Origin of the sequence: Rhodococcus sp. BP-332, assembly GCF_019836065.1 — a bacterium.
Lineage (GTDB): Bacteria > Actinomycetota > Actinomycetes > Mycobacteriales > Mycobacteriaceae > Rhodococcoides.
Genome location: NZ_JABUEC010000003.1, coordinates 568,006 through 587,862 on the forward strand (window position 1 = coordinate 568,006; position 19,857 = coordinate 587,862).

Consider the following 19,857-nt stretch of genomic DNA (forward strand, 5'->3'; position numbering starts at 1 on the left):
CCGTCCGGTGAGGCGGCCCCGCCGAGTTGGACCGTGCCAAACGCAGCCTAGCGGGACGGACGCGGTGAACGGAAGAGCGTTGACAGCGCGATCGGGCGGCGGGCAGACTGCGGACAGTCTTCTGTTTGGAACGGTCCAACAACCCCCTCGTCTGGAGTGCACCCATGTCCGACCCCCGCCTCACCACTCTGCCTGTCGCCGTCGTCGGCTTCGGCTGGATGGGCCGCGTCCACACGCAGGCCTACAGCCGCGTGCGTCACCACTACCCCGCGCTCCGACCCCTGCCCGTTCTCGCGACCGTGGCCGACGAGGTGCCCGGCCGCGCCGCCGAGGCTGCCGAGCAGTTCGGCTTCGGCTCGTCCACCGAGTCGTGGCGCGACGTCGTGGCCGACCCGTCCATCGGTGCCGTGTCGGTGACGTCGCCGAACTTCCTGCACCGGGAGATGGGCGTCGCGGTGGCCGAGGCCGGGAAGCACCTCTGGATCGAGAAGCCCGTGGGACTGTCGGCGGACGATGCCCGTGCAGTGGCGATCGCCGCGGAGAAGGCAGGCGTGCAGACGGCAGTGGGCTTCAACTACCGCAATGCACCGGCCGTGGAGCAGGCGCGCGGCATCATCGCGTCCGGCGAACTGGGCGAGGTGACGCATGCACGCTTCCGGTTCTTCAGTGACTACGCGGCCCACCCGGACGGCGCACTCAGTTGGCGTTTCGAGCGTGAGCGCGGCGGCAGCGGCGTGCTCGGCGATCTGGCGTCCCACGGCGCGGATCTGATCTGGTACCTGCTCGGCGACATCGCCTCGCTGGTGGCGGACACCGCCGTCTTCATCCCGCAGCGTGCCAAGCCGACGGGGGTGACCAGCGGCCACATGCGCGCCTCGGGCGGTGAGCAGGGCCCGGTGGAGAACGAGGACTTCGTGTCCGCGCAGCTGCGCATGGCGACCGGCGCCCGGTGCGTCCTCGAGGCCAGCCGCGTGGCGGTGGGTGACCAGAACTCCTACGGGTTCGAGATCCACGGGACCAAGGGCTCGGTCTCGTGGGACTTCCGTCGGATGGGGGAGCTGCAGCTGGGCCTGCGGGCGGCCGGCGAGGATCAGCCGCTGTATCAGGACCAGCCGCAGTCGACGCTCTTCGTCGGTCCGGGAGCGGGCGAGTACGGCGTCTTCCAGCCGGGGTCCGCGTCCGCGATGGGGTACGACGACTTGAAGGTGGTCGAGGCGGCGCGCTTCCTGCAGTCGATCGCCGAGAACGCCTCCGTCGGCGCGACCGTGCGGGATGCTGTCCGCAGCGCCTCGGTGCTGGACGCGATGACGGAGTCGGTGGAGTCGGGAAGGTGGGTCACGCTCTAGCGGGTATGTCCGGCTGCAGTCCTAATGTCCGAACAAAGTATTGACTTATGGCTGTGATGCGTATTACATCGACATCACACGGAACGTTCGCCGCTCGCCTCCCTCACGGGGTGTCATCCGAACGAATGCTCCGCCAGCGCAGAGAATCCCCCGTCAGGTAAGGAAGTCCATGTCCACTCAGGCAGATCTCGATCTCGCCACGCATACCGTCGTGACCGACGAGCGGGTGAAGAAGCAGAAGCCGTTCCAGCGTCTGCTGGTCCGTCCGGAGATCGGTGCCCTCTTCGGCGCCATCATCATCTTCGTGTTCTTCGCCATCGTCGCCCCGCCGTTCCGGAGCCCCGAGGCCCTGGCCACCGTGCTGTACGCCTCGTCGACCATCGGCATCATGGCGTGCGGCGTGTCGGTCCTCATGATCGGCGGCGAGTTCGACCTGTCGACCGGTGTGGCGGTGACGTTCTCCTCGATCGCCGCGTCCATGCTGGCCTACAACCTCCACCTCAACGTGTGGATCGGCTCGGTCCTCGCCCTGGTGCTGGCACTGGGGGTGGGATTCCTCAACGGGTACCTGGTGATGAAGACGAAGATCCCGTCGTTCCTCATCACCCTGTCCTCGTTCCTGATGTTGACGGGCATCAACCTCGCGGTGACCAAGCTCGTCACCGGCCAGGTCGCGACGCAGTCCATCTCCGACATGGACGGGTTCGAGTCCGCCAAGAAGGTCTTCGCCTCGTCGTTCTCGGTCTTCGGTGTCTCGGTCCGCATCACCGTCCTGTGGTGGCTCGTCTTCACGCTCATCACCACCTACGTGCTGATGAAGACGCGCGTCGGCAACTGGATCTTCGCGGTCGGCGGCAACCAGGACTCGGCTCGCGCCATCGGTGTGCCGGTGACCAAGGTCAAGATCGGCATGTTCATGTTCGTCGGCTTCTGCGCCTGGTTCGTCGGCATGCACCTGCTCTTCGCCTTCAACACCGTCCAGTCCGGCCAGGGTGTCGGCAACGAGTTCCTCTACATCATCGCCGCGGTCATCGGTGGCTGCCTGCTCACCGGAGGTTTCGGTACCGCCATCGGTGCGGCCATCGGCGCCTTCATCTTCGGTATGACCAACCAGGGCATCGTCTACGCCGGCTGGAACCCGGACTGGTTCAAGTTCTTCCTCGGTGCGATGCTGCTCTTCGCCGTCATCGCCAACAACAGCTTCCGTTCCTACGCTGCGAAAAGGTGACACCTGACATGAGTGCAACCATCGAGACTCCCCTCGAATCGAACAGTGGCGGCAAGACCCCGCTGATCGAGCTGAAGAACGTCGGCAAGAGCTACGGCAACATCATCGCCCTCGGCGGGATCAACCTGCGCGTCGGCGCCGGCGAGGTCACCGGTGTGCTCGGCGACAACGGTGCCGGCAAGTCGACACTCATCAAGATCATGGCCGGCCTGCACCAGCAGACCGAGGGCCAGCTGCTCGTCGACGGCGAGGAGGTCAAGTTCTCCTCACCCAAGGACGCGCTCGACAAGGGCATCGCGACGGTCTACCAGGACCTCGCCGTCGTGTCCCTGATGCCGGTGTGGCGCAACTTCTTCCTGGGCCAGGAGCTCCGGAAGAAGGGTGTCTTCCGCACCCTCGACGCCGCCGCGATGCGCGCGACGACCAAGGAGGAACTCCACAAGATGGGCATCGATCTGCCCGACGTGGACGCCCCCATCGGCTCGCTCTCCGGCGGTCAGCGCCAGTGTGTGGCCATCGCCCGCGCCATCTTCTTCGGCGCCCGTGTCCTCATCCTCGACGAGCCGACCGCCGCGCTGGGCGTCAAGCAGTCCGGCATGGTGCTGCGCTACATCTCGGCAGCCAAGGAGCAGGGCTTCGGCGTCGTGTTCATCACGCACAACCCGCACCACGCGTACATGGTCGGTGACCACTTCGTGCTGCTCAACCGTGGCCGCCAGAAGCTCGACTGCTCCTACGACGAGATCAGCCTCGACGATCTCACCAAGGAGATGGCCGGCGGCGACGAGCTCGAGACGCTCACCCACGAACTGCGCCGCTGACGCTCGACTCCCGGGCCCCGCACCTCACACGAGGTGCGGGGCCCGTGTCGTGTCGGAACGCGCGCGCGAGTGCTCGTGAGCAGAACTGCACCGACGACGACGGCCCCGCACCCCGGGTTTTCGCTCATGGGTGCGGGGCCGTCGTTCTCGGGGTCTAGCGGAGAGGGAGACCTGCCGCCGTGTACGCGGCATCGACGAGCTCCATGGTGGCCACCGCGTCGTCGGCGTCGAGGGGGATCGGAGCGCCGCTCTGCACGTGCGCCGCGAAGGCCTCGAGCTGGTACTCGTACGACGGGCGGGTGCCGAGGTGCTCCACCGTCGTCCCCGACGCATCCGTGACGGAGACGCGGTCGTCGGTGTTCGGCTTGATGTGGTTGTGCGCGAACGCCGTTCCCTCGGAGAAGCTCAGCAGCACCGTGAACTCGTGCTCGGCGTGCTCCATCGAGTTCGTCACGGTGCCGGTGGCGCCGTCGGGGAACGCGAGTTCGATGGTCGACGTCGCGTCGACGCCGGGGTCACGTTCGGTGGCGACGGCGGAGACCACGCGGGGAGGCCCGCCGGCGACGTCGGCGAGCAGGCGGTGCACGTGGAGCCCGTAGCAGCCCAGGTCCATGACGGAACCGCCCGCGAGGTCGAGCGACCATCGCGGATCGTCGTCGGCGGGTGCGGGCATGGCCATGACGACCTCGACCCGCGTGAGGCGACCGAGGGTGCCGTTCGCGGCGATGTCCAGCAGCCGCCGCGTCACCGGGTGGAAGAGGTAGTGGAACCCCTCGACGATCACTGCGCCCGTCTCGCGAGCCACATCGCGCACTGCCCGCGCCTCGGCGGCGTTGCGTGCGAACGGCTTCTCCGTCAGGACGGCCTTGCCGGCGCGCAGCGCGCGCATGTTCCACTCGGCGTGCAGGGCGTTGGCGAGCGGGTTGTAGACGGCGTCCACCTCGGGATCGTCGATCACCGCGTCGTAGTCGTCGGCGACGCGCTCGACGCCGTACCGCTGTGCGAAGGCCTCGGCGCGGCCGCGATCGCGAGCCGCGACGACCACCAGTCGATGACCGAGTGCGTGAGCCGGTCCGATGATCGCCTGCTCCGCGATGCGCGACGCGCCGAGGACCCCGATGCGCAGAGGTGCCGTCACACCGCGGCCGTTCGGGCGGCGACGATGTCGTGGAGGTGCTGCACGCTGGCGACGACGTCCGTCACCGGGCCGCCCACCTCGCCCGGCTCCTCGGACAGGATGGTGTCCTGCTCGAGCACGAACCAGCCGGTGTATCCGGCGTCGAGGAGCGAGTCGACGACGCCGCCGATGCCCACGTCCCCGGTTCCGAGCGGCGTGTACATGCCGGCGCGGACCGCGTCGGTGTAGGTGAGCTCGCCGGCCTGGACCCGTGCTGCGAGGGCGGCGTCGACGTCCTTGAGGTGAGCGTGCGCGATGCGATCGGCTGCCGCGGTGGCCAGTTCGGCCGGATCGGTGCCGCCGATCATGAGGTGCCCGGTGTCCAGGCACAGCGGGATGGAGGAGCCGTCGAGCACGCGGTGCACCTCGTCGCGCTGCTCGATCATGGTGCCGACGTGGGGATGCACGACGGCGAGGATTCCCCGCTCGGCGGAGGCGGCGGCGAGACGATCGAGGTTGCGCAGCAACACGGTCCACTGATCGGCGGTGAGCGTCGGGCGGGCGTCGTAGCCCTCCTGGCCGGTGGACGCGGCGAGGACGATGACGTCGGCGTTCGCGGCCACGAAGCCGTCGAGCAGCGAGGCGATGGTCGGCACCGGATCGTGCGACTCCTCGTGCAGCAGAACGGGAGCGAAGCCCCCGACGGAGGTGAGGTCGTGACCGGCGAGCACTGCGGCCAGGGATGCCGGATCGGCCGGGAGAAAGCCCTCGGGACCGTTCTCCGTCGCGGTGAGTCCGGCGCCGCGCATCTCTCGGAGCACGCGGTCGTTGTCCATCTGGTATCCCCAGCCGGGGACCTCGCAGACGCCCCACGAGATGGGTGCTCCGGCGATACGTACGGGTGCGGCGGTCATGAGCGGACCTCTTCCAGGGTGACGGGTGCGCCGCGGCGCAGGGATTCGGTGGCGGCCTCGGCGATCCAGGCGACCTCGAGGGCGTCCTGCGCGGTGCAGGGGGACGGGCGGGTGCCGGCGCAGACCTCCAGGAACGCGGACAGCTCGGCGCGGTAGGATGCGGCGAACCGGTCCATGAAGAACCCGTGGGGAGTGTCCGACGGGAACAGCTCGCCGTGCGGGAAGAGCTGGGGCGCTTCCATGTTCCGGACCGGGGTGTGGGGATCCCAGCCGGCGACGACCGTGTCGTCCCGGCCGTGGACCTCGAGCCGGCAGTCGTAGCCGCGGCCGTTGTAGCGAGAGTTCGACACGACACCGACGGCGCCACCCTCGAACGTGAGGAGCACGGTGGCGGAGTCGACGTCGCCGGCGGCGGCGAACGCGGGATCGCCCTGGTTCGAGCCGGTGGCGAACACGGACACGACCTCGCGGCCGACGATCCAGCGCACGACGTCGAAGTCGTGGACGCTGCAGTCGCGGAAGATGCCGCCGGACTCCGCGATGTACGCCATCGGCGGGGGAGCGGGGTCGAGAGTGGTGGACCGCACGGTGTGCAGGAACCCGAGATCCCCACTGCGCACGGCACGTTCGGCGGCCGCGACGGCCGGATCGAACCGCCGGTTGAACCCGATCTGGACGGGCACGTCGGAGGTCGCGATGCCGTCGACCACGGCCTTGCTCTCGGTGGCGGTGAAGGCCAACGGCTTCTCGCAGAAGACGGGGATCCCGGCGTCCACCGCGGCCAGCAGCAGCGAGGCGTGCGCGGGCGTGGCGGCCGCGACGACGATGCCGTCCACGCCGGCGGTGAGCATCGCGTCGACCCCGTCGACCTTCTCCGCGCCGTACTTCGCGGCGACGGCGTCGGTGACCTCCGGCCGTCCGTCGGTGACCACGAGGCTCGAGACCCCGTCGAGTCCGGCGAGAGTCTCGGTGTGGAACGCACCGATGCGTCCCAGTCCGACGACTCCGATTCGCTGGTTCCGAACGTCGTTGCCCATCAGTCCTGCCCTCCTACTACCTGTTGATCCCATTCGATGACCGAGCCGGTGACGACGCCGCTGCGCGGCGACAGCAGGAACACCACCATGTCGGCGATCTCGTCGGGCTGTCCGAGCTTGCCCATCGGCATGCGCGCGGCCGCGTCGGCGGCCCAGTCGTCCGGCGCGTCGTGGAACGTCCTCTGCGTCACGGCTTCGCCCTCGGTCTCGGTCCAGCCGATGTCGAGTGCGTTGATGCGGATCCGGTCGAACCGGTGAGCGTGTGCCGCGTTCTTGGTCAGCCCCGACAGGCCGGCCTTCGCCGCCACGTACGGGGCGAGGTACGACTGCCCGCCGCGGCCGCTCACGGAGCCGATGTTCACGATGGTGCCGGGAGCCGAGCGCGAGAGCATGTCGCGGACGGCGGCCTGCATGACGAAGAACGGTCCCCGCAGGTTGACGGCCATGTGCTGGTCGAACAGCTCGGGGGTGGTGTCGAGCAGTGACCCTCGGGAGGTGAGTCCGGCCGCGTTGCACACGGCATCGACGCGGCCGTAGTGCTCGACGGTGCGCTCGACGCTCGCGATCGCCTCGGTGGGGTCGGCGATGTCGGCGCGCACGAAGGTCGCGTCGTGGCCGTCGGCACGCAGCTCGCGTTCGTACGAGGTGCCCACCTCGTCACGTCGGCCGCTGAAGGCCACGCGTGCGCCCGCGGCGAGGCTCGCTCGCACGACGGCGGCGCCCACACCGGACGTGCCGCCGCTGACGAGAACGACGGTGTCGTCCAGAAGAGTGCCCACACCGGGAAGTCTTGCGGTCCCGGCGCCGGTGATCAACACTCTGAACGCATCAAAAACACCTCGAGAGGACACTGCTGTGGGACATCGCTACAAAGTGCGGGAGATCGCGCAGCAGTCGGGCCTGAGCGAGGCGACCGTGGACCGGGTGCTGCACGAGCGGCCCGGTGTCCGGGAGGACACCCGAGCGGAGGTGCGCCAGGCCATCGCCGACCTCGACAAGCAGCGCACCCAGTTGCGGTTGTCGGGGCGCAAGTTCTTCGTCGACGTGGTCATGCAGGCACCCGAGCGGTTCTGTTCCCAGGTGCGGTCCGCCCTCGAGGCCGAGTTGCCGATGCTGTCACCGGCCGTGGTCCGGTCGCGGTTCCACTTCCGGGAGACGGAGTCGGTGCCCGCGATGCTCGAGACGCTCGACGGCATCCGCGCGCGCGGCTCGCACGGACTGATCGTCAAGGCGCCGGACGATCCGCAGGTGTCCGACGCGCTCGACGCCGTCGTGGCAGCCGGCATCCCGGTGGTGACCTACGTCAGCGACGTGCCGTCGAGCGCGCGCACCGCGTACGTGGGCATCGACGACGGCGCCGCGGGCGCCACCGCGGCGTACCTCGTCGATCAGTGGCTGGGGGAGTCGACGTCGAGCGTGCTGGTCACATTGAGCCACGACACGTTCCGCAACGAGGGTGAACGGGAGATCGGGTTCCGTCGGGCCCTGCGCCGCACGGCGTCCGGGGTGCCGCGGGCCGTGTTCGACATCGCCCGCAGCAGCGGACTCGACGACACCGTCGAGGACCTGGTGGTCGAGGCGTTGACGCAGCACCCCGACATCGAGGCGGTCTACTCCATCGGCGGCGGCAACGTCGCCACCGTGCGGGCCTTCGAGCGGGTGGGTCGTCGGTGCCGGGTGTTCATCGCCCACGACCTCGACGCGGACAACCGTCGGCTGCTGGCCGAGCGCTCCATCTCGGCTGTGCTGCACCATGATCTGCGTGCCGACGCGCGGTCGGCGTGCCGGTTGCTCATGCAGGCCGCCGGTGCCCTGGACGGTGTTCGGGACGAGCCGTCACCCGTGCACGTGGTCACTCCGCACAACACTCCCCGATGACGCGCTCCGGCCGAGGAGCCAGATGGCGAGTGCGGCGAGGGAGATCGCTGCCCCGGTGAGGCACAGCACCGCCCACCCACCGACGGAATAGCTGACGGACGCAGCGACGGAACCGAGGACGCCGCCGCCGAAGTAGCTCACCATGTACGCGGTGTTGAGACGGCTTCGCGCCGGCGGATCCAGGACGAACACGACGTTCTGATTGCTGATGTGCGCGCCCTGGGTGCCCAGGTCGAGAGCCATGATGCCGACGATCAGGACGACGACGGCCCACACGGCGGAGCTGCCCGATCCGAGGAAGAGCAGCGCCCAGCTGGCCAGCAGGATCGTCAGGCACAGCGTCGTCGCGCGCCGTCCGTGTCCCTTGTCGGTCATGCGCCCGGCGATGGGTGCCATCAACGCACCGGCGACCCCGGCGATGCCGAACAGGCCGATGACGGCGTCACCGTAGGAGAACGGCGGAGCCGCGAGCAGGAACGCGAGCCCGGTCCACAGCACCGAGAACGCGGCCATGAGGAGCGCGCCCAGAGCCATGCGCAACCGGAGCTCCCGGAGTTCGCGTACGAGCGTCAGGATGGAGCCGAGAATGCCGCGGTAGGTGTCGGTCACCACCGGGGTCGACACCGGGACGTACTTCCGCAGCACCACCGCGAGCAGGGCGATGGCCACGGCGGCCACCCCGTAGACCAACCGCCAGCCGCCCAGTTCGGACAGGAACCCACTGACGGTGCGGGCGAGCAGGATTCCGGTGAGCAGGCCGCTCATGACGGTGCCCACGGTGCGTCCGCGATCCTCCTCCGCGGCGAGGGCCGAGGCGAGCGGGACGATGACCATGGCGGCGGACGCTCCCACCCCGGCGAGGACGAGGGCGGCGGCGAGCATCGGGAAGCCGGGGGACACCACGGCGATGCCGTCCGCGACGGCGCAGATCAGGGCGGCGGTGACGATGAGGCGCCGCCGTTCGATCAGGTCGCCGAGCGGGACGAGGAACGCCAGACCGATGGCGTAGCCGATCTGCGCGGTGGTGACGAGGATCCCCGCCGTGCCCTCCTCGATGTCGAAGGAGCGGGCGATCGTGTCGAGCAGCGGTTGCGCGTAGTACAGATTCGCGACCAGGACACCGCAGGTGACGGCCAGCAGGAGGACCAGCCCGCGGCCGATGGTGGGTTCGGTCGTCGAGCTGCCCCCGGGTTCTGTCACCGCTCAACTATGGCCCCACCTCGTCGAGACCGCACAGCGGGGACGCCGGATACCTCGAGAACACCTCGAGATCCGTTCGACGGGTTCGACTGATCTCGGGACAGTCGGGGTATCCGTGCAGCACGGTGACAGACACAGGCGTCACCCGACCACTCGCCGGACGACCGACACAGGAGTCGCACATGAGCAAGCACGAACCGCTGGGACCTCTCTCGAAGGGGTTCCTCGCCGCGGACATGTTCGGCTACCAGGGCATTCTGACGGACGAGGAGTCGGAGACGGTCGGGGTGGTGCGTCGCTTCCTCGAGGACGAGGTCGCCCCGCGCGCGAACGAGTTCTGGGAGAAGGCGGAGTCACCGGTCCATCTGCTCCCGCGCCTGGCCGATCTCGGGATCGTCGGTCTGGAGTACGAGTTCGACGGTCGCGCGCCCGCACGCAAGGTCTTCACCGGGTGGCTGGGCATGGAGTTCTCGCGGGTCGATCCGTCCACGGGCACCATGTTCACCGTCCACAGCGGGCTCGCGATGAGCAGCATCGCCATCCTGGGCTCGGACGAGCAGAAGGAGCGGTGGCTCCCGGCCATGCGCCGCATGGAGAAGATCGGCGCCTTCGGCCTGTCCGAGCCGCACGGCGGTTCCGACGTCGCCGGCGGGTTGGAGACCACGGCGCGTCTCGACGGCGACCACTGGATCCTGAACGGCAGCAAGCGGTGGATCGGCAACGCCACCTTCGCCGACCTGATCATCGTCTACGCGAAGGACGAGGCGGACGGTGAGGTGAAGGGCTTCGTCCTCGAGAAGGGGGACGACGGCTTCCCCGAGGGGTTCCGTGCGGAGAAGATCGAGCGCAAGTACTCGCTGCGCGCGGTCGAGAACGCAGATCTGTACTTCGAGGACTGCCGGGTGCCCACCGCGAACAAACTCGAGCACGCGAACTCGTTCGCCGACACCGCCAAGGTCCTGTCCCTCACCCGCGGCGGCGTCGCGTGGGGCGCGGTCGGAGTGATGATCGGCGCCTTCGAGAAGGCGGTGGCCTACGCACAGGAGCGCGAGCAGTTCGGGGCGCCCATCGCGTCGTTCCAGTTGATCTCGGACCTGATCGCGCGCATGGCCGGCAACATCACCGCGTGCCTCGGGATGGCACTGCGGGTGTCGCAGCTGCAGGACTCCGGGGTGCAGCACGACGAGCACGCGGCACTGTCCAAGAGCTACACCACCACGCGATTGCGTGAGGTGGTGGGCTGGGCCCGAGAGATCATGGGGGGCAACGGCATCGTGCTCGACTACGACGTGATCCGATACTTCACCGATGCCGAGGCGCTGTACTCGTACGAGGGCACGTCGCAGATGAACAACCTCATCGTCGGCAGGGGGGTGACGGGGTACTCGGCGTTCGTCTAGTCCGAAGCGCACGAGAGCCCGCTCCTGCAGTGCAGGAGCGGGCTCTCGTGGTGGTGCGCGAGGATCAGCGTGCGAAGAGCAGTGCGCGCTTGACTTCCTGGATCGCCTTCGTCACCTGGATGCCACGGGGGCACGCGTCGGTGCAGTTGAAGGTGGTGCGGCAGCGCCACACACCCTCGACGTCGTTGAGGATGTCCAGGCGCTCGGGAGCGCCCTCGTCACGGCTGTCGAAGATGAAGCGGTGTGCGTTGACGATGGCGGCGGGACCGAAGTAGCTGCCGTCGTTCCAGTACACGGGGCACGAGGTGGTGCAGCACGCGCACAGGATGCACTTGGTGGTGTCGTCGAATCGCGCGCGGTCGGCGGCCGACTGGATGCGCTCACGCGTGGGCTCGTTGCCGGACGTCATCAGGTAGGGCTTGACGGCGCGGAACGCGTCGAAGAACGGCTCCATGTTCACGATGAGGTCCTTCTCCACGGGCAGACCGCGGATGGGTTCGATCGTGATGGTGAGGGACTTCGAGGAGTCCTTCGGGAGCATGTCGCGCATCAGGACTTTGCAGGCCAGACGGTTGACACCGTTGACACGGACCGCGTCGCTGCCGCACACGCCGTGCGCGCACGAGCGGCGGAACGAGAACGTGCCGTCCAGGTAGTTCTTCACGTACAGCATCAGGTTGAGAAGACGGTCGGTCGGCAGGGTGGGGACCTGGAAGCTGTCCCAGTGCGAACCCTTGTCGTCCTCCGGGTTGAAGCGAGCGATCTTCAGTGTGACCATCACTGCTTCGTCCGGAACCGCAGGCAGACCGCCCTTGTCTTCGGACTTGTCGATAGCGGGTGCGCTCATCAGTACTTACGCTCCATCGGCTCGTAGCGGGTCTGCACCACGGGCTTGTAGTCGAGGCGGATATCGGAGAGCAGACCCTCGCCCACCTTGTACGCCATGGTGTGGCGCATGAAGTTGACGTCGTCGCGCTCCGGGTAGTCCTCGCGGGCGTGTCCGCCGCGAGTCTCCTTGCGGTTGAGAGCACCGGCGACGGTGACCTCCGCCATCTCCAGCAGGAAGCCGAGCTCGACGGCCTCGAGCAGGTCGCTGTTGTAGCGCTTGCCCTTGTCCTGCACGGTGATCCGGCCGTAGCGCTCCTTCAGTCCCTGGATGTCGCTCAGGGCCTGCTTGAGGGTGTCCTCGGTACGGAAGACGGACGCGTTGTTGTCCATCGACTGCTGCAGCTCGGTGCGGATGGTCGCGACCTTCTCGTTGCCGTGATCCGAGAGGATGAGTTCGAGCCATTCCTCGACCATCTTCTGCGGAGCCTCGGGCAGCGGGGTGAAGTCGACGCTGTTGGCGTGCTCGGCGGCAGCGATGCCGGCGCGACGGCCGAACACGTTGATGTCGAGCAGCGAGTTGGTGCCGAGACGGTTGGAGCCGTGCACGGACACGCAGGCGCACTCGCCGGCGGCGAAGAGGCCGGGAACGACGTCGTCGTTGTTGCGGAGCACCTCACCGCGGATCTTGGTGGGGATGCCGCCCATGACGTAGTGGCACGTCGGGTACACGGGCACCAGCTCGGTGACCGGGTCGACGCCCAGGTACGTGCGGGAGAACTCCGTGATGTCCGGGAGCTTCTCCTCGAGGACGTCGGCGCCGAGGTGGGTCACGTCGATGTAGACGTAGTCCTTGTTCGGTCCGGCACCGCGACCTTCGAGCACCTCGAGCACCATCGAGCGGGCGACGATGTCGCGCGGCGCGAGGTCCTTGATGGTGGGGGCGTAGCGCTCCATGAAGCGTTCACCGTCCGCGTTGCGGAGGATTCCGCCCTCACCGCGCACGGCCTCGGAGATGAGGATGCCCAGTCCGGCGAGGCCGGTCGGGTGGAACTGGTGGAACTCCATGTCCTCGAGCGGCAGGCCCTTGCGGAAGATGATGCTCATGCCGTCACCGGTGAGGGTGTGGGCGTTCGAGGTGGTCTTGTAGATACGACCCGAACCGCCGGTGGCGAACACGATCGACTTCGCGTGGAACACGTGCAGCTCGCCGGTGGCCAGCTCGTAGGCGATGACGCCAGTGGCCACGGGGCCCTCGTCGGTCTCCGTCAGCGCGATGTCCAGTGCGTAGAACTCGTTGAAGAACTCCACGTCGTGCTTGACGCACTGCTGGTACAGCGTCTGGAGGATCATGTGACCGGTGCGGTCGGCGGCGTAACACGCACGGCGCACGGGCGCCTTGCCGTGGTCACGGGTGTGCCCGCCGAAGCGGCGCTGGTCGATCTTGCCCTCGGGCGTGCGGTTGAACGGCAGGCCCATCTTCTCGAGGTCGAGGACCGCGTCGATGGCCTCCTTCGCCATGATCTCGGCAGCGTCCTGGTCGACCAGGTAGTCGCCGCCCTTGATCGTGTCGAAGGTGTGCCACTCCCAGTTGTCCTCCTCGACGTTGGCGAGGGCAGCACACATGCCGCCCTGCGCCGCGCCGGTGTGGCTGCGAGTGGGGTAAAGCTTCGTGAGCACCGCGGTGCGGGCGCGCGGACCGGCCTCGATCGCCGCGCGCATACCTGCACCACCGGCACCGACGATCAGTACGTCGTAACGATGTTCCTGCATGTGCACTCTCCCCTAGCTGCCGGTGATGTTGGGGTCGAACGTGAAGATGACGTACGTGCCCAGACCCATGATGAGGATCATCGAGAGCACCAGAAGCGTGGTGAGCCAGAACCGCGTGGAGTCCTTGCGCGAGTAGTCGGCGATGACGGTCCGCAGACCGTTGCCGCCGTGCAGCTGCGCCAACCAGAGCATCGTCAGGTCCCACACCTGCCAGAACGGGCTCGACCAGCGGCCGGCCACGAAGGCGAAGTTGATGCGGTGAACACCGTCGTCGAGCAGCAACATGATGGACATGTGGCCGAGGACGAGGACGACGAGCGCGAGTCCGGAGAAGCGCATGAACAGCCATGCGTAGAGCTCGAAGTTGCCGCGGTTCTTCCGGCGCGGTGAGCGCGGATTGTCGAGGCTGGCGGGACGGTCGTGAGACGTTCCCAGCGTGCGTGCCTGCTTGGCACCTGCGTCGGTGGTCGCCATGGCTCAGTGCCCCCCGGTGAAGGTGTTGTAGAGGATGCGTGCCGCGCCCGGGATCATGACGACGAACCAGATGCCCAGGATGACCCACAGCATGAGGCGCTGGTACTGGGTTCCCTTCGACCAGAAGTCGACGAGCATGACTCGGATGCCGTTGAGTGCGTGGTAGAGCACCGCGGCCACGAGGCCGAGCTCCATCAGGCCGACGATCGGCGTCTTGTACGTGTCGATCACGTCGTTGTACGCCTGGGGATCGACGCGGACGAGCGCCGTGTCCAGGACGTGCACGAACAGGAAGAAGAACGTGACGACACCGGTGATCCGGTGCAGAACCCAGGACCACATGCCAGGGTCTCCGCGGTACAGAGACCGCGTGCGCTCCCGCGTCGGGGCGGCTTCGGTCGTGCTAGCCATCGAGTGCAGTGCCTCCAACATCATTGATGGACGCGACGAGCGAAGACGCCCGGAGAGATACCGGAGAAATCCAGCTCGATCGTGTGTGTGAAACGACTTCTTCGAACTCTAATCCCATGCTCGGACACGCACTAATTCGCGTTGGGCCTGGCGTTTCCCTGCCGACCGGAAGTTAGGTTTGCCTGTCCAATGACCTGGTGGGTCGCTCGGAGTTGCCTGCAGTGGCAGCCTCGACGTGACAGGATCGCCCCCATGCCGGAAGTCGACTGGAAATCCTTGCGCGACAGTGCTCGTGAGGCTATGACCCACGCCTACGCGCCCTATTCGAACTACCCCGTGGGGGCCGCTGCGACAGTGGACGACGGACGCATCGTCGCCGGATGCAATGTGGAAAATGTCTCATACGGTCTCGGGCTCTGCGCCGAGTGCGGACTGGTGTCGGCGCTGAATGCGAGCGGCGGCGGACGCCTGATCGCGTTCTCGTGCTGCGACAGTCGAGGCTCGATCCTGCTGCCGTGCGGCCGTTGTCGGCAGCTTCTGTTCGAGTTCGGCGGAGGCGATCTGCTGATCGACACGGCGTCGGGTGTGCGTCCACTGAGCGACCTCCTCCCCGAGGCGTTCGGCCCCGACGATCTCGCCGCCGGGCAGGTCTCGAACACCGCCGAGAAGGCGGTGACCGATGCCTGATGCCGTATCGGTGATAGCCACCAAACGCGATGGCCACATCCTTTCTTCGGACCAGATCTCGTGGATGGTCGACGCGTACACCCGTGGCGACGTGGCGGACGAGCAGATGTCGGCCCTCACGATGGCCATTCTGCTGCGCGGCATGACACGCGTGGAGATCCGTCAGTGGACCGACGCGATGATCGCGTCGGGCAGCCGCATGGACTTCTCGTCCATCTCGCGTCCCACCGTCGACAAGCACTCCACGGGCGGTATCGGGGACAAGATCACGCTCCCGCTCGCACCCCTCGTCGCGGCGTGCGGTGCGGCGGTGCCGCAGCTGTCGGGACGCGGTCTCGGCTACACCGGCGGCACGCTGGACAAGCTGGAGTCCATTCCGGGCTGGCGGGCCGATCTCACGGCCGACGAGATGACCCGACTCCTCGACGACCCCGCTGTCAGCGCGGTGATCTGCGCTGCGGGTGCGGATCTGGCCCCGGCGGACAAGAAGCTCTACGCCCTGCGCGACGTCACCGGCACCGTCGAGTCGATCCCGATGATCGCCGCGTCGATCATGAGCAAGAAGATCGCCGAGGGGACGGGCGCACTGGTTCTGGACGTGAAGTGCGGATCGGGTGCGTTCATGAAGTCGCTGGATCAGGCGCGCGAGCTCGCCGCGACGATGGTCGAGCTCGGCACCGACTCGGGCGTCAACACGGTCGCCCTGGTCACCGACATGTCCACCCCGCTCGGCCTCACCGCCGGCAACGCTCTCGAGGTGCAGGAATCCCTCGACGTCCTGGCCGGCGGCGGCCCCGCGGACGTCGTCGAGCTGACTCTCGCGCTGGCGCGCGAGATGGTCGCGGCCGCCGGACTCGACGGTGTCGATCCGGCCGACAAACTGCGCGACGGCACGGCCATGGACCGGTGGCGGTCGATGATCGCCGGACAGGGTGGCGATCCCGATGCGCCGCTGCCCGTGGCACGACATACTCACGACGTCGTGGCCGACCGCGACGGCGTGGTCACCCGTGTGGACGCCATGGCGGTGGGTATCGCCGCCTGGCGGCTGGGTGCCGGGCGCGAGCGGCAGGGCCAGCAGGTCCAGGCAGGAGCAGGGGTGCGCATGCATGTCAGACCGGGAGAGCGGGTGTCCGCCGGGAGTGTGGTCTTCACGCTGCACACGGACACCACGGAACGGTTCGACGGTGCGCTCGAGGCACTGACGGACGGATGGGCCGTCGGCGACGACGCTCCTGCCGTCTCGCCGCTGATCCTGGATCGGATCGGTACGTAGTGTGACGCGCGCTCGGTGGTCCCTCGTCACGCTGGTGGGGGTGATGCTCGCGATCCTGCTGGGCGCGTGCGGGTCGTCCTCGGACGAGCCGTTGATCGACACGGTCACCGACAACGGTGTGCTCGTGGTCGGCACGGAGGGCACGTACAGCCCCTTCAGTTTCCAGGGGTCCGACGGTGACCTGACGGGGTACGACATCGACGTCGTCCGCGCGGTCGGGGAGAAACTCGGCGTACGCGTCGAGTTCGTCCAGACGCCGTTCGACTCGATCTTCGCCGGTCTCGAGTCCGGCCGGTTCGACCTCATCGCAAACCAAGTGACCGTCAACGACGAACGGCAGGCCAAGTACGACCTCTCGCGGCCGTACACCGTCTCCGAGGGCGAGATCGTCGCGCGGGCCGGGGACACGTCGATCACCTCGCTGGCGGATCTGGCCGGCCGGACCACGGCGCAGTCGTCGACGAGCAACTGGGCCGAGGTGGCCACCGACGCCGGCGCTCAGGTGCAGGCCGTCGAGGGATTCGTCCAGGCGGTGACGCTGGTCAAGGACGGCCGTGTCGACGCCACCGTCAACGACTCGCTCGCCATCGCCGAGTACTTCGCGCAGACCGGGGACACGGGTGTCGCCGTCGCCGCCCAGACCGGGGACACCAGCCTGCAGGCCTTCGCCGCCCGCAAGGACAGCGGTCTGATGGAGCAGGTGAACACCGCGCTGGCGGAGCTGCAGGACGACGGCACGCTGGCGGCGGCCTCGGAGCGCTACTTCGGGTCCGACGTCGCGGTGCCGGATCCGCAGACCGCCGCGGCCACCGCCCCCACCGTCGAGGCAGGGGCCACCGAGTCGACTCAGGAACTGATCACCCGCAACCTGGTGCCGATGCTGAAGGCCACCGTCACCACGACGTTGCCGCTCACCGCGATCAGCTTCGTCATCGGTCTCGCGATCGCGCTGGCCGTGGCACTGGCCCGGATCTCCTCGATCCGACCCCTGTCGCTGCTCGCGCGCTTCTACGTCTCGATCGTCCGCGGCACGCCGTTGCTGCTGCAGCTGTTCATCGTGTTCTACGCGTTGCCGCAGTTCGGGGTGGTCATCTCGCCGTTCCCGGCGGCGGTGGTGGCGTTCAGCATCAATGTCGGTGGGTACGCGGCCGAGATCGTGCGGGCGGCCATTCTCGGCGTGCCCAAGGGCCAGTGGGAGGCGGCCGAGACCATCGGCATGGGGTACCGCACCACGCTGCAGCGCATCGTCCTGCCGCAGGCGCTGCGCACCGCGGTGCCGCCGTTGTCCAACACGTTGATCTCGTTGGTGAAGGACACATCACTGGCGTCCACGATCCTGGTCACCGAGCTGCTCCGCGTGGCGCAGCTCGCGGCGGCCCCCACCTTCGACTTCTTCGCGCTCTACTCGGTGGCCGCGGTGTACTACTGGATCATCTGCATCGTCCTGTCCTCCGTGCAGGGCAGACTCGAGACCCGACTGGACAGGTACGTGGCGCGATGACCGAGAAGCCCTTGATAGAGGCGACGGGACTGCGGAAGTCGTTCGGCGACAACCACGTCCTGCAGGGAGTCGACTTCACCGCCGACCGCGGCACGGTCACCGTCGTCGTGGGTCCGTCGGGCTCCGGCAAGACCACGCTGCTGCGCGGGCTCAATGCGCTCGACCCGGTGGACTCCGGCACCGTGCGCATCGGCGACGTGTCCGCGGACTTCGGTGAGCTGGCGTCGGCTCCGCGTGGCCGCGTCCGGTCGGCGACGGCAGCGCTGCGTGCACAGAGCGGCATGGTGTTCCAGAGCCACAACCTGTTCCCGCACAAGACGGTGCTGCAGAACGTCGTCGAGGGTCCCGTGATCGTGCAGAAGCACCCGCGGGCGGAGGCCGAGGCGGCGGGCAGGGAACTGCTCGCGCAGGTCGGTCTCACCGGCAAGGAGGACCAGTACCCGTTCCAGCTGTCGGGTGGCCAGCAGCAACGCGTCGGGATCGCCCGCGCACTCGCCCTGGCACCCGAGCTCATGCTGTTCGACGAGCCCACCTCGGCGCTCGATCCCGAGCTCGTCGGCGAGGTGCTGTCGGTCATGAAGAACCTCGCGAGCGAGGGCTGGACCATGGTCGTGGTCACTCACGAGATCCGGTTCGCGCAGCAGGTGGCCGACCAGGTGCTGTTCGTCGACGGGGGAGTCGTGGTCGAGCGAGGCACCCCCACCGATGTGCTGACGCACCCGGCGCAGGAGCGGACGCAACAGTTCCTCAAACGCATCCTCGACCCGCTGTAGGCGAGGGGCGCGAGGCGCGGCCGCGAACACTACAGTCGGGACATGGATGACGATCTGACGGTTGCTCCGGACAGCGCGGCACGACTGAGCGGTCCGGCACCCCTGGACATGCAGAACATCGCCCGCGCGCCGAAGGCGTTGTTGCACGACCATCTCGACGGCGGGCTCCGGCCGTCGACCGTGCTGGAACTGGCGAGCGAGTGCGGGTACGACGGGCTTCCCGCGTCGGATGCGGAGAGCCTCGGCCGGTGGTTCCGCGACGCCGCCGACAGCGGCTCCCTGGAGCTGTATCTCGAGACGTTCGCGCACACCGTCGCCGTCATGCAGACGGCCGAGGGCCTGCAGCGCGTGGCGCGCGAGTGCGCCGAGGATCTGGCCGCCGACGGCGTCGTCTACGCCGAGGTGCGCTACGCGCCCGAGCAGCACCTGGAGAAGGGGCTGACACTGGACGAGGTGGTCGAGCACACCCTGGAAGGGTTCCGCCAGGGCGAGAGCGCCGCCCGTGCGGCCGGTCGACCCATCGTCATCGGATGCCTCCTCACCGCGATGCGGCATGCCGCCCGTTCCCGCGAGATCGCCGAACTGGCAGTCCGGTACCGCGACCAGGGTGTCGCGGGCTTCGACATCGCCGGCAAGGAAGCGGGCTTCCCCCCGAGCCGGCACCTCGACGCGTTCGAGTACATGCGGGCGAACAACGCGCACTTCACCATTCACGCCGGCGAGGCGTTCGGCCTGCCTTCCATCCACGAAGCGATCGCGTTCTGTGGCACGGACCGGTTAGGCCACGGTGTGCGCATCGTCGACGACATCACCACGAACGCCGACGGCGCCCGCGAACTCGGTCAGCTCGCGAACTACGTGCGAGACAAGCGCATTCCGCTGGAACTGTGCCCCAGCTCCAACGTCCAGACGGGCGCCGTGGCCAGCATCGAGGAGCACCCCTTCGACATTCTGGCCCGCTTACGGTTCCGCGTCACCGTGAACACGGACAACCGGTTGATGAGTGACACCTCGATGAGCAAGGAGATGTACCGGCTCGCCAGGGCCTTCGGCTACGGGTGGTCCGACCTCGAGCGGTTCACGATCAATGCGCTGAAGTCGTCGTTCCTGCCGTTCGACCAGAGGTTGGCGTTGATCGACGACGTCGTGAAGCCTGGGTACCGGGTGTTGTTGGGGTAGGGGTGACGAGCAGTCGC

19 protein-coding genes are annotated in these 19,857 nt (G+C 68.0%); 10 read left to right on the forward strand and 9 right to left on the reverse strand.

Annotated features, from left to right (window positions below; genetic code table 11):
- Positions 1-164 precede the first annotated feature (164 nt).
- The 3 genes from HQ314_RS13860 to HQ314_RS13870 all read left to right on the forward strand — a co-directional run bounded on the left by HQ314_RS13860 (position 165) and on the right by HQ314_RS13870 (position 3,395).
- Positions 165-1,346, forward strand: coding sequence for a Gfo/Idh/MocA family protein (locus tag HQ314_RS13860; protein WP_222650347.1), 1,182 nt, complete (start codon positions 165-167; stop codon positions 1,344-1,346).
- Positions 1,347-1,515: 169 nt separating this feature from the next.
- On the forward strand, positions 1,516-2,574 hold the full coding sequence (locus HQ314_RS13865) for an ABC transporter permease (RefSeq protein ID WP_222627218.1): 1,059 nt from the start codon (positions 1,516-1,518) through the stop codon (positions 2,572-2,574).
- Between the two features lie 8 nt (positions 2,575-2,582).
- Positions 2,583-3,395 (forward strand): ATP-binding cassette domain-containing protein, encoded by an 813-nt coding sequence (locus HQ314_RS13870; protein ID WP_027503733.1) that lies wholly within the window; start codon positions 2,583-2,585, stop codon positions 3,393-3,395.
- 154 nt (positions 3,396-3,549) lie between these two features.
- On the opposite strand, the gene HQ314_RS13875 is transcribed toward HQ314_RS13870, so the two are convergent.
- The 4 genes from HQ314_RS13875 to HQ314_RS13890 are packed head-to-tail and all read right to left on the reverse strand — an operon-like array spanning position 3,550 to position 7,242.
- On the reverse strand, positions 3,550-4,533 hold the full coding sequence (locus HQ314_RS13875; protein WP_307093433.1) for a Gfo/Idh/MocA family protein: 984 nt from the start codon (positions 4,531-4,533) through the stop codon (positions 3,550-3,552).
- A complete protein-coding gene (locus HQ314_RS13880) occupies positions 4,530-5,426 on the reverse strand; it encodes a sugar phosphate isomerase/epimerase (RefSeq protein ID WP_027503731.1) in 897 nt (298 codons plus the stop codon). The genes HQ314_RS13875 and HQ314_RS13880 overlap by 4 nt, the downstream gene beginning before the upstream one ends.
- The gene (locus HQ314_RS13885) at positions 5,423-6,463 is read right to left on the reverse strand and encodes a Gfo/Idh/MocA family oxidoreductase (protein ID WP_222638733.1); all 1,041 of its coding nucleotides are present in this window, start codon (positions 6,461-6,463) and stop codon (positions 5,423-5,425) included. The genes HQ314_RS13880 and HQ314_RS13885 overlap by 4 nt, the downstream gene beginning before the upstream one ends.
- Complete coding sequence (locus HQ314_RS13890; protein WP_222650348.1) at positions 6,463-7,242, reverse strand: SDR family oxidoreductase; 780 nt, start codon at positions 7,240-7,242, stop codon at positions 6,463-6,465. The genes HQ314_RS13885 and HQ314_RS13890 overlap by 1 nt, the downstream gene beginning before the upstream one ends.
- 76 nt (positions 7,243-7,318) lie before the next feature.
- Between HQ314_RS13890 and HQ314_RS13895 the strand changes: the two genes are divergently transcribed.
- Entirely contained in the window at positions 7,319-8,341 is a 1,023-nt protein-coding gene (locus HQ314_RS13895) for a LacI family DNA-binding transcriptional regulator (RefSeq protein WP_027503728.1), read from the forward strand.
- Here HQ314_RS13895 and HQ314_RS13900 read toward each other — a convergent pair.
- A complete protein-coding gene (locus tag HQ314_RS13900; RefSeq protein WP_222650349.1) occupies positions 8,300-9,541 on the reverse strand; it encodes an MFS transporter in 1,242 nt (413 codons plus the stop codon). The two genes, HQ314_RS13895 and HQ314_RS13900, sit on opposite strands and share 42 nt — an antisense overlap.
- Positions 9,542-9,723: 182 nt before the next feature.
- On the opposite strand from HQ314_RS13900, the gene HQ314_RS13905 reads away from it, so the two are divergent.
- A complete protein-coding gene (locus HQ314_RS13905) occupies positions 9,724-10,941 on the forward strand; it encodes an acyl-CoA dehydrogenase family protein (protein ID WP_222638730.1) in 1,218 nt (405 codons plus the stop codon).
- Between the two features lie 64 nt (positions 10,942-11,005).
- Here the strand turns inward: HQ314_RS13905 and HQ314_RS13910 are convergent, their stop codons facing one another.
- From HQ314_RS13910 to sdhC, 4 genes are read right to left on the reverse strand one after another with little or no spacing between them, the layout of a single operon-like run.
- Positions 11,006-11,788, reverse strand: a complete 783-nt coding sequence (locus tag HQ314_RS13910; protein WP_027503726.1) for a succinate dehydrogenase iron-sulfur subunit — start codon at positions 11,786-11,788, stop codon at positions 11,006-11,008.
- Positions 11,788-13,539, reverse strand: a complete 1,752-nt coding sequence (gene sdhA, locus HQ314_RS13915) for a succinate dehydrogenase flavoprotein subunit (RefSeq protein ID WP_027503725.1) — start codon at positions 13,537-13,539, stop codon at positions 11,788-11,790. The genes HQ314_RS13910 and sdhA overlap by 1 nt, the downstream gene beginning before the upstream one ends.
- A 12-nt stretch (positions 13,540-13,551) precedes the next feature.
- A complete protein-coding gene (locus tag HQ314_RS13920) occupies positions 13,552-14,013 on the reverse strand; it encodes a succinate dehydrogenase hydrophobic membrane anchor subunit (RefSeq protein ID WP_222650350.1) in 462 nt (153 codons plus the stop codon).
- Positions 14,014-14,016: 3 nt separating this feature from the next.
- On the reverse strand, positions 14,017-14,424 hold the full coding sequence (sdhC, locus tag HQ314_RS13925) for a succinate dehydrogenase, cytochrome b556 subunit (protein WP_081821085.1): 408 nt from the start codon (positions 14,422-14,424) through the stop codon (positions 14,017-14,019).
- A gap of 252 nt (positions 14,425-14,676) precedes the next feature.
- On the opposite strand from sdhC, the gene HQ314_RS13930 reads away from it, so the two are divergent.
- The 5 genes from HQ314_RS13930 (at position 14,677) to HQ314_RS13950 (ending at position 19,840) form a co-directional block, all read left to right on the forward strand.
- Positions 14,677-15,111, forward strand: a complete 435-nt coding sequence (locus tag HQ314_RS13930) for a cytidine deaminase (RefSeq protein ID WP_027503722.1) — start codon at positions 14,677-14,679, stop codon at positions 15,109-15,111.
- The gene (locus HQ314_RS13935) at positions 15,104-16,387 is read left to right on the forward strand and encodes a thymidine phosphorylase (protein ID WP_222650351.1); all 1,284 of its coding nucleotides are present in this window, start codon (positions 15,104-15,106) and stop codon (positions 16,385-16,387) included. The genes HQ314_RS13930 and HQ314_RS13935 overlap by 8 nt, the downstream gene beginning before the upstream one ends.
- Before the next feature lie 43 nt (positions 16,388-16,430).
- Positions 16,431-17,888: an ABC transporter permease subunit gene (locus tag HQ314_RS13940; RefSeq protein ID WP_222650514.1), complete on the forward strand. Its 1,458-nt coding sequence runs from the start codon at positions 16,431-16,433 to the stop codon at positions 17,886-17,888.
- A complete protein-coding gene (locus tag HQ314_RS13945; protein ID WP_056447689.1) occupies positions 17,885-18,661 on the forward strand; it encodes an amino acid ABC transporter ATP-binding protein in 777 nt (258 codons plus the stop codon). Before HQ314_RS13940 ends, HQ314_RS13945 begins: the two co-directional genes overlap by 4 nt.
- A gap of 108 nt (positions 18,662-18,769) precedes the next feature.
- Positions 18,770-19,840 carry an adenosine deaminase gene (locus HQ314_RS13950; RefSeq protein WP_261781724.1) on the forward strand — a complete coding sequence of 357 codons (1,071 nt, stop codon included), beginning with the start codon at positions 18,770-18,772 and terminating at the stop codon, positions 19,838-19,840.
- Positions 19,841-19,857: the final 17 nt, after the last annotated feature.